Genomic DNA, 11,435 nt, shown 5'->3' on the forward strand with positions numbered 1-11,435 from the left:
GCGGGGCTGCCGTCAGGCCTGCGGCGCCGGGAAGGTCGGGTACTCGACCCCGGAGACGTGCTGCACGACGCGGATGACCTGGCACGAGTAGCCGAACTCGTTGTCGTACCAGAGGTACAGGATCGCGTTGTCGCCGTCGACCTTGGTGGCGCCGGCGTCGATGATCGACGCGTGGCGCGAGCCGACGAAGTCCATCGACACGGCGTCGGGCGCGGTCGTGAAGTCGATCTGGCGCTTCAGCGGCGAGTGCAGCGAGACGTTGCGCAGGTAGTCGAGGACGTCCTCGCGGGTGGTCTCGCGGCCCAGGCGCAGGCTGAGGATGGCGATCGAGACGTCCGGGACGGGGACGCGGATCGAGCTGCCGGTGATCGGGGCCTTGAGGTCGGGCAGCGCCTTGGCGACGGCCGAGGCGGCGCCGGTCTCGGTGATGACCATGTTGAGCGGCGCGGAGCGGCCGCGGCGGTCGGCCTTGTGGTAGTTGTCCAGCAGGTTCTGGTCGTTGGTGAACGAGTGGACGGTCTCCACGTGGCCGCGCAGCACACCGTACTCGTCGTCCATGGCCTTCAGCGGCGGGACGATCGCGTTGGTGGTGCAGGAGGCGCAGGAGAGGATGCGCTCGTCCGGCTTGATCATGTCCTGGTTGACGCCGTGGACGATGTTCGGGACGTCGCCCTTGCCCGGGGCGGTCAGGACGACCTTGTCGATGCCGGGGCGCAGGTGCTTGGAGAGGCCCTCGCGGTCGCGCCACTTGCCGGTGTTGTCGATGAGGATGGCGTCCTTGATGCCGTACGCCGTGTAGTCGACCTCGGAGGGGTCGTTGGCGTAGATCACGCGGATCGCGTTGCCGTTGGCGATGATCGTGCTGTTCGCCTCGTCCACGGTGATGGTGCCCTGGAACTGGCCGTGGATGGAGTCGCGGCGCAGCAGCGAGGCACGCTTCACGAGGTCCTGCTCACCTCCCCCGCGCACGACGATGGCGCGCAGGCGCAGGCCGTTGCCCGAACCGGCCTTCTCGATGAGGAGGCGGGCGACGAGGCGGCCGATGCGGCCGAAGCCGTAGAGGACGACGTCCCGGCCGGTGGAGCGCTCGATCTTGTTCGCACCGGTGGCGCCGGCGACGGCCTCGGCGGTGAAGTCGGCCACGGACAGACCGCGGTCGTCGGTCTTGTACGTCGCGGCCAGCATGCCGATGTCGATCTGGGACGGGCCGAGATCGAGCGCGGAGAGGGCCTGGAGGAACGGCATCGTCTCGGTGACCGACAGCTCCTCGCCGTCGATCTGCCGGGCGAAGCGGTGGGTCTTGAGAATGCTGACCACCGACTTGTTCACCAGGGAGCGGCTGTGCAGCAGGACGGTGACGTCCCGCTCGCGCTGCAGCTTCCCGATGATCGGGATCATCGACTCCGCGATCTCCTCGCGGTTCTTCCAGTTGGTGAACGAGTCCTCGTTGACAGTCACAGGTTTATCTTTCGAGCTAGGCGGCGCTCATATGCTAACCCCCTCGTACTTTGATCCTTCAAGCGGCACCCGTGTCGGATTCGCCGCCGGGGCCGGTAAGCCTGCGGGATGCGGCTTCCGATGGCGTATGCCCGAATCGTGCGGCTGCCGTGAGGGGCGGCGTCACTTGGGGGCGGGGTAGATCCTCGACTGCTTCACGCTGCCGAAGGCGAAGCTCGACTCGATGGAGGCGATGCCCGGGATCGCGTGGATCCGGTGGCGCACCAAGGCCTCGTACGCCTCCAGGCTCTCGATGACGACCCGCAGCAGGTAGTCGCTGCTTCCGGCCATCAGGTAGCAGTCCTGGATGTGCTCGATGACGGCGACGTGCTCCTCGAAGATCCGCACCGCCTCCCCGGTGTGGCGCTCCAGGCGTATCCGGACGAAGACGGTGATCGGCAGCCCGAACGCCACCTGGTCGACCATCGCCGTGTAGCCCCTGATCAGACCGGCCTCCTCCAGCCGCCGGACCCGGCGCAGGCAGGGCGAGGGCGAGAGGCGGACCCGGTCGGCGAGCTCCTGGTTCGAGAGCCGGCCGTCGGCCTGCAACTCCCGGATGATTTGCAGATCCACGGCGTCCATGGCCCCTCCTTGGCAGATTCTGCCCTCAACGTACGCCTGGAGGGCAGAAGTGGCAATCGGCTGCCCCGGCGGAAGGTCTAGCGTTGCCCCGTGGCCGGATACGGCCCTCTTCAGCTTGGAGGAGCGACCTTGGCCGCCGTGAACACCGCCCCCGCCCCGGCACCGCCGCAGGCCCGTACGGCGGGGCTGCACGGGCTCAGCCCGCAGGCGCAGGGCATGGCGGCGCTGGCGCTGACCGTGCTCATCTGGGCCGCGTTCGCGCTGAGCGCCCGCGCGCTGGGCTCCTCCACCCTGCTTCCCGCCGACGCCGGCCTGCTGCGCTTCGGCGTCCCGCTCGTCGTCCTGGCGCCCGCGCTGTGGCGGCGCCGCCGCGCCCTGGCCGCCGTCCGGCCCGGCGTTGCGCTCAAGGTCGCCTGCGGGGCCGGCGTGCCGTTCTTCCTCGCGGCGATGTACGGGGGCTCCCTCACGTCGGCGGCGTTCGTCGGCTCCATCGTGCCGGGCATGGTGCCGCTGTTCGTCGCTGCCCTCGTGGCCGCCTCCGGGCGGGGCCTGCCGCGCGGCACCCAGGCGGCCGGCCTCGTGCTGATCGCGGCCGGCGTGGTCGCGCTGGTGTGGCGCCACGTGTTCCCCGTGAACGCGTCGGTCCTCGCGGGGTCGGGGATCCTGCTCGCCGCCAGCGGCCTGTGGGCGCTGTACACGGTCGGGCTGAAGGAGGTCGGGCTCGACCCGGTCGGCTCGATCGGGCTGCTGTGCCTGCCGTCGTTCGCCGTGCTGGCCGCGCTCGTCCTGACGGGGGCGCTGCCGAGCGGCCTCGCCTCGGCGACCGCGTCGGACATCGCCGTGTTCACGGTCGTGCAGGGCCTCGGCGTCGGGCTGTGCGCGGGGCTGCTGTACGCCTTCGCGATCCGCCGGCTGGGCGCCGAGCGCAGCTCGGCCGTCGGCAGCCTGAGCCCGGTCCTGGTGGTCCTGCTCGCCGTACCGCTGCTGGGCGAGGCGCCGACGGCGGCGGTGCTGCTCGGCGTGCCCGTCATCGCGGCGGGCGTCTTCCTCGCCAACCGCACCCCCGGCCGGGCCGCCCCCGCGCCGGCCGCGCCGCACCCCCGGCCCTGACCGGCCGCCCCGCCGCCTCCCGCTCCCGCTCTTCCGCTTCCGTCCAGCCCAGTCCGAGGTTTCCCGCAGATGCTCGAGCTCCTCCTCCCCCCGCCCGTCGATCCGCTGTGGGACCTGACGGAGGCGTACGGCGCCGACGCCCGGCCCGAGCGCCTCAACCTGGTCCTCGGCGTCTACCGGGACGACACGGGCACGACACCGGTCATGGCCGCCGTGCGCGAGGCGGAACTGCGCCTCGCCGAGCGCTCCGCGTCCAAGGAGTACCGCGGCCTGTCGGGGAACACGGCGTTCAACCGGGCCATGCTGGCGATGGTCCTGGGCGGGGCCGGCGGCGCGGCCGACCGGGCGGTCGCCGTGCAGACCGTCGCCGGCAGCGGCGCGCTGCGGCTGCTGGCCGACCTGGTGTGCCGCACCCGCCCCGGAGCGACCGTGTGGATCAGCGACCCGGCGTACGTCAACCACCGCCCGATACTGGAGGCCGCCGGCCTGGCGGTCCGCACCTACCGGTGGGTCGACGCGGAGGGCCGCTCCGACACGGCGGGGCTGCTGCAGGACCTGGCGCAGGCGCAGCGGGACGACGTGGTGCTGCTCCAGGGCTGCTGCCACAACCCGACCGGCGTGGACCCCTCGGCGCAGGCTTGGGACGAGCTGGCCGGGCTGGCGGCCCGGAACGGCTGGGTCCCGTTCGTCGACCTCGCCTACCACGGCCTCGGCGACGGCCTGGAGGCCGACCTGGCGGCCACGCGGCTGCTCGCCGAGCGGGTGCCGGAGATGCTCGTCGCGGTGAGCTGCTCCAAGAACTTCGGGCTCTACAGCGACCGCACCGGCTGCGCGATCGTCCTCGGCGCCTCCCGCGCGTCCCTGCGGCACGTGGAGACGGCCCTGCAGAACGCGGCCCGCACCCTGTACTCGATGCCGCCGGAGCACGGCGCGGCGGTCGTCGCGGCGGTCTTGGAGGACGACGGCCTGCGCTCCCTGTGGCGGGCCGAGCTCGACGGCATGCGCGCCCGCATCGAGGCCAACCGGACCGGCCTGGCCGAGCAGCTGGCGGCCCTCGGCCGGCCGGCCGAGGCGGCGGCGCTCGCGCGGCAGAAGGGCATGTTCTCGATGCTGCCGCTCACCGCGCCGCAGATGCTGCGGCTGCGCAGCCGGTATGCGGTCTACGGCACCACGGCCGGCCGCATCAACATCGCGGGGCTGCCCGCCGACCGCATCGCCTGCGTCGCCCGCGGCATCGCAGGCGTGCTCGGCGAGGACGGCGCGTGAGGGCGGCCGCTCACCACCAGTAGGCGGGATAGCGGGGGGCGCCGGGCCGCAGCCGCGAGACGGCGTACCCCGTGAGGACCAGCAGGAGCGCCGCGCCGAGCAGAAGCGGCAGGAAGCGCGCGGGCGCCGGGGCCTGGAGGACGACGATGACCGCGCTGGCGCAGCCCGGGGCGTGCGGGGTGCGGGCGGCGGTGTTCGCGGCGAGGGCCAGGCCGCCGGCGACGGCCGCGGCCCAGGCGCTGCCGCCCGCGGCGGCGAGGACCGCGTAGCCGGCGAGTGCGCCCAGCAGGTGGCCGCCGACGACGCTGCGCGGCTGGGCGAGCGGCAGGCCGGGCGCGCTGTGCACGAGGGCGGCGCTGGCGGCGAGGGACGGTATCAGGACCGGCTCGTGGACCAGCGCGCCGATGCCCACCAGGGCGAGCAGGACGGCGGTGGCGCCGCTGACGCTGTGGGCGGCCGCGGCCGGGGTGGGGCGCGCGGGCGCGCGCCGGCGGGACGGGCTGCTCTCGGGCGTGCGTGGGCGGGGCGTACTGCGCACGAGGGCGCGCAGGGGCGGCGTACTCAATGGAGGGTGTTCCTCGGCGGCGGGCCGGATCGGGACGCGGCGGTCGGCGGGCGGGGCGGCGGGGGCGGCGGGTGGGGCACCCCCGGGCAGCGCGGCCTGTGGTCGACAACGGCGCTGATCCCGTGCCGGGATGGTGGTGCAAACCGGCACGGTCCTCCCCCGAGCCTAACCCCGTGCGATCGGGCGGCGGACACCGGGTCACGGCCGGGACCGGCACCGATGCCCGCCGGAGGCAGACCTGATGTTTCATCAGGTCGCTTGACCCGGACTCTTGACTCTCCGCGCGGCAGTCGGGATTCTCGACGCACCTTTCGCGCGGGACATGACAATCAGCCGGGTTTCCGGACACGGCCCTGCGTCCTCGACCGCGCCAGCCGACTCCCGATGACGCGAGTGTGACCATGACCAGACGCCGTCCCGTCCGCCGCCGACCACTCACACTGCTCGCCCTGCTCCTCACCACCGTGCTGGCCGTGTCGCTCGGCCCCGCGCCCGGCGCCTCGGCCGACGCCGAGTGGTGGACCCCCACCGCCCGGCCCGCGCCCGACTCGCAGATCAACGTCAGCGGCGAGCCCTTCAAGGGCACCGATGCGCAGGGCAATGTGCGCGGGTTCGTCGACGCGCACGACCACATCATGTCGAACGAGGGCTTCGGCGGCCGCCTCATCTGCGGCCGGCCGTTCTCCGAACAGGGCATCGCCGACGCGCTGAAGGACTGCCCCGAGCACTACCCCGACGGCACCCTCGCCGTCTTCGACTTCATCACCAAGGGCGGCGACGGCAAGCACGACCCGAACGGCTGGCCGACGTTCAAGGACTGGCCCGCGCACGACTCGCTGACCCACCAGCAGAACTACTACGCGTGGATCGAGCGGGCCTGGCGCGGCGGCCAGCGCGTCCTCGTCAACGACCTCGTCACGAACGGGGTCATCTGCTCGGTCTACTTCTTCAAGGACCGCGGCTGCGACGAGATGACCGCCATCCGCCTGGAGGCGCAGAAGACGTACGACATGCAGGCCTACGTCGACAAGATGTACGGCGGGGCCGGCAAGGGCTGGTTCCGGATCGTCACCGACGCGGACCAGGCACGCGAAGTGGTCAAGCAGGGCAAGCTCGCCGTGGTCCTCGGCGTGGAGACCTCGGAGCCGTTCGGCTGCAAGCAGGTCCTGGACATCGCCCAGTGCAGCCGGGAGGACATCGACCGCGGCCTCGACGAACTGCACCGGCTCGGTGTGCGCAGCATGTTCCTGTGCCACAAGTTCGACAACGCCCTGTGCGGGGTCCGCTTCGACGAGGGCGCGCTCGGCACCGCCATCAACGTGGGCCAGTTCCTGTCCACGGGCACCTTCTGGCAGACGGAGCAGTGCACCGGCCCGCAGCACGACAACCCCATCGGCCTGGCGGCGGCGCCCTCGGCGCAGAAGCAGCTCCCGGCGGGCGTGTCGATGCCCTCGTACTCCGCCGAGGCCCGCTGCAACACCCGCGGCCTGACCGAGCTCGGCGAGTACGCGCTGCGCGGCATGATGAAGCGGAAGATGATGCTCGAAGTGGACCACATGAGCGTCAAGGCCGCCGGCCGGGCCCTGGACGTCCTGGAGTCCGAGTCCTACCCGGGCGTGATCTCCTCGCACAGCTGGATGGACACGGGCTGGCTGGAGCGCCTCTACAAGCTGGGCGGCTTCGCCACCGGCTACATGAACGGCGCCGAGAGCTTCAGCGCCGAGGCCAAGCGCACCGACGCCCTCCGCGACAAGTACGGCGTCGGCTACGGCTTCGGCACCGACATGAACGGCGTCGGCGGCTGGCCCGCGCCGCGCGGGGCGGACACCCCGAACCCGGTGCGCTACCCCTTCCGCAGCACCGACGGCGGCTCGGTCATCGACCGGCAGACCACCGGGCAGCGCACCTGGGACCTCAACACCGACGGCGCCGCGCACTACGGGATGGTCCCCGACTGGATCGAGGACGTCCGGATCGTCGGCGGGCAGGGCGTCGTCGACGACCTGTTCAAGGGCGCCGAGTCCTACCTGCGCACCTGGGGGGCCTCCGAGCGGCACAAGGCGGGCGTGAACCTCGCCGCGGGCGCGTCCGCCTCGTCGAGCTCCACCGAGTGGAACCCGTTCGTCAGCTACGCGGCCGGCCGCGCCGTGGACGGCAGCCGGTCCAGCCGCTGGGCGAGCGGCTGGTCCGACGACCAGTGGCTGGCCGTGGACCTCGGCTCCCCCGCCCTCGTCAAGCGCGTCACCCTCGACTGGGAGCGGGCCCACGGCCGGGAGTACCGGATCGAGGTGTCCGACGACGGCGCGCAATGGCGGACGGTGTGGTCCACCACCACCGGCGACGGCGGCCTGGACACCGCCCGGTTCGACGGCGTGACCGCCCGGCACGTACGCGTCCACGGCCTCGGCCGCGGCACGCAGTGGGGCTACTCGCTGTACGAGCTCGGGGTGTTCAGCAGCTGACGGCCCCGGGGCGGCCGGGTCTGCGTACGCGGCCCGGCCGCCCACCGGACCACGCACCGCACGCAGGGACAGGAAGGGACACCCATGCCCCGCATGCCGCTGGCCGAGCGGCGCCGCCTGCTGACCGAGGCGGCGATCCGGGCGATGGCCCGCGACGGCGTCCCCCGCACCACGACCCGCTCGATCGCCGCCGAGGCCGGGGTGTCGCTGAGCGTCTTCCACTACTGCTTCGACTCCAAGGAGGCACTGCTGGAGTCGGTGATCGAGACGATCACGGAGCACTACCTCGGGGTGGTGAAGGAGGCCATCCGCCCGCGGGCCACCCTGCGCGAGACGGTGGAGGCGGGCTTCGCCGCGTACTGGGACCACGTCCGCGCCCACCCCGCCGAGCACATGCTCACCTACGAGCTGGCCCAGTACGCCCTGCGCCGGCCGGGCTTCGAGCACCTCGCCCGCCGGCAGCACGAGCTGTACCGCGACGTGTACGCCGGCCTCGTCGAGGAGGTGTGCGGCACCCTCGGCCTGGAGCTGCGGGTCCCCGTGCCGGTGCTGGCGCGCTACCTGGCCGCCATGACGGACGGCCTCACCCTGAACTTCCTCGTCCTCGGCGACGACGCGGCGGCCGCCGCCATCCTCGCCATGGTGACCGAGCACGTCGCGGGGCTCGTCGAGGGCAGCGGGACACCGCACCCCGCCGCGTCCGGCCTTCGGTAGGGCCCCTCAGTAGGGCCTCGGCGACATCACCATCGGGTCGGCACCCGGCGCGACCAGGACGCAGCGGGGGACGCCGGGCCCGGGCGTGACGCGCACGGTCACCGGTGTCACCGGCTCCGTCGGGAGTTCCACGTGGAGGGCGACGGGCCGGTCGCCGTGGGTGGTGCCGTGGCCGGTCTCCTTGCCGTCGACGAGGAGTTCCACGTCGACGCGGTGACCCGTCTCGACGGTCGCGCTGACGGAGTGGCCGGCGTGGTCGATGTGGAAGTGGTGGCGTCGTCTCATGGTTGTCGCCTCCGGCCGGACGCGCGCGGGGCTGGGTCCGTGTGCCCAGGATAGTGGCGCGGTGTGCGGCTCGCAGGCCGCCGGCGGGCGGCAGGGGTTTGGATTGCCGCATGATCCTCAATACGATCCGGCGATGATCACAAGAAAATGGGCGGCGGCCGGGGCGTGCGGCCTGCTGGCCGCGCTCGCGGCCGGGCTGTTCCCGGCGAGCGCGGCGGCCGGCGAACCGGCGGCGAAGGACTCCCCCAAGGTCGAGCTGGTGCTGGACGTCAGCGGCTCGATGCGGGCGACGGACATCGACGGCAAGTCCCGCATGGCGGCCGCCAAGCAGGCGTTCAACGAGGTGCTCGACGCCACCCCGGAGGAGGTGCGGCTCGGCATACGCACCCTGGGCGCCGACTACCCCGGGGACGACCGCCAGCTGGGCTGCAAGGACACCAAACAGCTCTACCCGGTCGGGAAGCTCGACCGGGTGGAGGCGAAGGCGGCCGTGGCCACCCTCGCGCCCACCGGCTGGACCCCGATCGGCCCGGCCCTGCTCGGCGCGGCGGAGGACCTCAAGGGCGGCAACGCCACCCGCCGGATCGTGTTGATCACGGACGGGGAGGACACCTGCGCCCCCCTCGACCCGTGCGAGGTCGCCCGCGACATCGCCGCCCAGGGGATCCACCTGGTGATCGACACCCTCGGCCTGGTGCCCGACGCGAAGACGCGGGAGCAGCTGGTCTGCATCGCCGAGGCGACCGGCGGCACGTACACCTCCGTCCAGCACACGGCCGAGCTGTCGGGCCGCGTCAAGCAGCTGGTGGACCGGGCCGCGGCCCCCGTCGTCACCCCGGTGGCGACCCAGGGCGCGAAGCAGTGCCAGGGCGCGCCGAAGCTCGGCGCGGGCCTGTACACCGACCGCGAGTCGTTCGGCGAGCACCGCTGGTACCAGGTGGACGTCCGGCCCGGCCAGGAGCTGCGGGCCTCGGTGAGCATCGCCGCGGACCGGGCGGTGAACAACGACTACGGGGTCCTGCTGCGCGCGGTGACCGTCCACGGGCGGGAGATCGTCCGCGGCTCGGAGGCCGGCGACGGCCGCACCGACGCCATCTCGACGGGCCTGCGCTACCCGAAGGGCGAGTCGGACGACGAGGACGGGGACGGCGGGACGGCCGCGGAGACGGTGTGCCTCCAGGTCGGCAACTCCTTCTCGGCGCCCGCCTCCGTCAAGACCGCCCCGGGCATGCCGGTCGAGCTCGTGATCGACCTGGTGGACGGCCCCGACGGCGCCTCCGACGCCGCCTCCTTCGGCCTCGGCCGCGGCTGGTGGCTGCTCGGCCTCCTGACCCTCGCCGGCCTCGTCGCGGGCCTCGTGTGGGGCTGGATCTCCCGCTGGCGTATCTCGGTCTGGAGGACCAGCTGATGCGTACCGTACGGATGCTGACCGCCGCGGCACTCGCCGCGGGCGGCCTGCTCGCGGGGGCCGGCGCGGCCGCCGCCGACTCCCCTTCCGCGAGCGCGAGTCCGAGCGGCGGGGCTGCCGGACCGACCGAGGCCGGTACGGCGTTCCGCACGGCCACGCCGGTCAAACCCGGCCAGCGGGCCACGGCGGAGGCGTCGACCGGCGACTACCTGTACTGGGTCCTGCCGCTGGACTCGGGGCAGCGCGCCACGGTCAAGGCATCGGTGAAGCTGCCGCCCGCCGCCTCCCGGCACGCCGCCTCGACCTGGCGGATCGACGTGTACGACGGGCTGCGCCGCCGGCAGGCCTGCACGTACGGCGCCCAGAGCGCGGCCGCCGCCAAGGACGCCGCCTCGGTGGAGCTGTCCTGCACGCTGCGCACGGTGCGGCCGGGAGCCGAACCGTGGGCCCACGACCCGCTGCCCGGCAGCTACTACGTGCGCCTGACGGCGGCGGAGGTGGCGAAGGAGGACCTCGGCCAGCCGGTGCGGGTGGAGGTCTCCGCCGAGACCCGCGACACCGGCGGAGCCTTCGCCGTGGACGGGGCACTGGCCCAGCCGCTCGTGCCCGGCATCACGGCCCGGCTCGCGGCCGAGGCCGAGAGCGGCGCGGCGGGCTCCGCGGGCAAGGACCGGCCCGCCGCGGTGGGGGAGCCGGACGGCGGCTGGTCGGGCGGCCGCTGGTCCGACCGCTGGGTGTGGACGGCCGCGGGCGGCGTACTGGCCGCCTTGGCCGGCGTGTTCGGGTACTCCGTGACCCGCGGCCGGGGCCGCCCGCCGCACGTGCCGCCGCGCGGCTGACCCCTGCACCCGCCGCAGCACCGGACGCCGGCGGGCGCCCTACACCGGGTGCCCGTCGGCGTCGGTCGTGTCGGCCTGGGTGGAGAACTTGGACAGGAACACGTCGTAGAGGCCGTCGGGGCGGCGCGTCATGGTGGCGCCGTCCTGCCAGGTGCCGTTCTCGTCCCACCACTGGCTGCCGGCCGGATCCCCCTGGTTCTGGTGGATGTTGTGCATGCCGAGCCCCTCGTCGAAGGGCTCGCCGAAGACGAGGACCGGCCGGCCGGGGACGAGGATCGGCTCCAGCGCCGCCGAGGCCTCCAGGTGGCTGCCTGCGGTCCAGGGGCGGGGCGGGTCGATCCGGTCGAGGATCCGCTGCACCCATCCCGGGGGGCGGCGTACGAAGAGGCAGCCGGTGCGCTCGGCCAGCGCGGGGTGGCGCTGGTAGTCGATCGCCCCGGATCCGGAGGCGGTCGCCAGGTCGTGGTAGCCGGGGGACGGCGCGTCCACGGGCTCCAGCACCGAGGGGTGCAGGGTGAACACCTTCCACTGGACGCCGACCGCGGACTTCTTGCTGTCGACGTCGACGGCGCACGCGTAGCGGCCTTCGGGGGTGTCCACCTCCAGGTGGACGTGGTACCAGCGGCCCTGCGCGTCGGGCCGGTCGCGGAAGTGGCGGTGCAGGGTGCCGGACAGTACGCCGAAGTTCTCCAGGGGCATGCGGCCAG

11 protein-coding genes are annotated in these 11,435 nt (G+C 73.4%); 6 read left to right on the forward strand and 5 right to left on the reverse strand.

Annotated elements, in window-relative coordinates:
* Nucleotides 1–12 precede the first annotated feature (12 nt).
* Nucleotides 13–1,458 carry a glyceraldehyde-3-phosphate dehydrogenase gene (locus tag IE170_RS25295; protein ID WP_189811737.1) on the reverse strand — a complete coding sequence of 482 codons (1,446 nt, stop codon included), beginning with the start codon at nt 1,456–1,458 and terminating at the stop codon, nt 13–15.
* 162 nt (nt 1,459–1,620) lie between these two features.
* Nucleotides 1,621–2,079 carry an Lrp/AsnC family transcriptional regulator gene (locus tag IE170_RS25300; RefSeq protein WP_189811738.1) on the reverse strand — a complete coding sequence of 153 codons (459 nt, stop codon included), beginning with the start codon at nt 2,077–2,079 and terminating at the stop codon, nt 1,621–1,623.
* A 138-nt stretch (nt 2,080–2,217) separates the two neighbouring features.
* On the opposite strand from IE170_RS25300, the gene IE170_RS25305 reads away from it, so the two are divergent.
* Together IE170_RS25305 and IE170_RS25310 are read left to right on the forward strand one after the other, a co-directional pair.
* A complete protein-coding gene (locus tag IE170_RS25305; protein WP_229885157.1) occupies nt 2,218–3,189 on the forward strand; it encodes an EamA family transporter in 972 nt (323 codons plus the stop codon).
* A 69-nt stretch (nt 3,190–3,258) separates the two neighbouring features.
* On the forward strand, nt 3,259–4,455 hold the full coding sequence (locus IE170_RS25310; RefSeq protein ID WP_189811739.1) for an amino acid aminotransferase: 1,197 nt from the start codon (nt 3,259–3,261) through the stop codon (nt 4,453–4,455).
* A gap of 10 nt (nt 4,456–4,465) precedes the next feature.
* Here the strand turns inward: IE170_RS25310 and IE170_RS25315 are convergent, their stop codons facing one another.
* Complete coding sequence (locus IE170_RS25315; RefSeq protein ID WP_223856579.1) at nt 4,466–5,020, reverse strand: HPP family protein; 555 nt, start codon at nt 5,018–5,020, stop codon at nt 4,466–4,468.
* 401 nt (nt 5,021–5,421) lie between these two features.
* Between IE170_RS25315 and IE170_RS25320 the strand changes: the two genes are divergently transcribed.
* Nucleotides 5,422–7,482, forward strand: a complete 2,061-nt coding sequence (locus IE170_RS25320) for a galactose-binding domain-containing protein (protein ID WP_189811740.1) — start codon at nt 5,422–5,424, stop codon at nt 7,480–7,482.
* 84 nt (nt 7,483–7,566) lie between these two features.
* Entirely contained in the window at nt 7,567–8,196 is a 630-nt protein-coding gene (locus tag IE170_RS25325) for a TetR/AcrR family transcriptional regulator (protein ID WP_189811741.1), read from the forward strand.
* 6 nt (nt 8,197–8,202) lie between these two features.
* Here the strand turns inward: IE170_RS25325 and IE170_RS25330 are convergent, their stop codons facing one another.
* Nucleotides 8,203–8,481, reverse strand: coding sequence for a hypothetical protein (locus IE170_RS25330; RefSeq protein ID WP_189811742.1), 279 nt, complete (start codon nt 8,479–8,481; stop codon nt 8,203–8,205).
* Nucleotides 8,482–8,614: 133 nt separating this feature from the next.
* On the opposite strand from IE170_RS25330, the gene IE170_RS25335 reads away from it, so the two are divergent.
* Together IE170_RS25335 and IE170_RS25340 are read left to right on the forward strand one after the other, a co-directional pair.
* On the forward strand, nt 8,615–9,889 hold the full coding sequence (locus tag IE170_RS25335) for a VWA domain-containing protein (protein WP_189811743.1): 1,275 nt from the start codon (nt 8,615–8,617) through the stop codon (nt 9,887–9,889).
* Entirely contained in the window at nt 9,889–10,728 is an 840-nt protein-coding gene (locus IE170_RS25340; protein ID WP_189811744.1) for a hypothetical protein, read from the forward strand. Before IE170_RS25335 ends, IE170_RS25340 begins: the two co-directional genes overlap by 1 nt.
* A 39-nt stretch (nt 10,729–10,767) precedes the next feature.
* Here the strand turns inward: IE170_RS25340 and IE170_RS25345 are convergent, their stop codons facing one another.
* Nucleotides 10,768–11,427 (reverse strand): DUF2278 family protein, encoded by a 660-nt coding sequence (locus IE170_RS25345; protein WP_189811745.1) that lies wholly within the window; start codon nt 11,425–11,427, stop codon nt 10,768–10,770.
* Nucleotides 11,428–11,435 lie beyond the last annotated feature (8 nt).

The sequence above is a fragment of the Streptomyces toxytricini genome (assembly GCF_014649915.1).
GTDB classification, from domain to species: Bacteria; Actinomycetota; Actinomycetes; order Streptomycetales; family Streptomycetaceae; genus Streptomyces; species Streptomyces toxytricini.

Bases quoted from the DNA above. Each gene is read 5' to 3' on its own strand.
- IE170_RS25300 (WP_189811738.1), bottom strand. From the start codon at position 2,079: ATGGACGCCGTGGATCTGCAAATCATCCGGGAGTTGCAGGCCGACGGC.
- IE170_RS25310 (WP_189811739.1), top strand. From the start codon at position 3,259: ATGCTCGAGCTCCTCCTCCCCCCGCCCGTCGATCCGCTGTGGGACCTG.
- IE170_RS25320 (WP_189811740.1), top strand. From the start codon at position 5,422: ATGACCAGACGCCGTCCCGTCCGCCGCCGACCACTCACACTGCTCGCC.
- IE170_RS25325 (WP_189811741.1), top strand. From the start codon at position 7,567: ATGCCCCGCATGCCGCTGGCCGAGCGGCGCCGCCTGCTGACCGAGGCG.
- IE170_RS25330 (WP_189811742.1), bottom strand. From the start codon at position 8,481: ATGAGACGACGCCACCACTTCCACATCGACCACGCCGGCCACTCCGTC.
- IE170_RS25335 (WP_189811743.1), top strand. From the start codon at position 8,615: ATGATCACAAGAAAATGGGCGGCGGCCGGGGCGTGCGGCCTGCTGGCC.
- IE170_RS25340 (WP_189811744.1), top strand. From the start codon at position 9,889: ATGCGTACCGTACGGATGCTGACCGCCGCGGCACTCGCCGCGGGCGGC.
- IE170_RS25345 (WP_189811745.1), bottom strand. From the start codon at position 11,427: ATGCCCCTGGAGAACTTCGGCGTACTGTCCGGCACCCTGCACCGCCAC.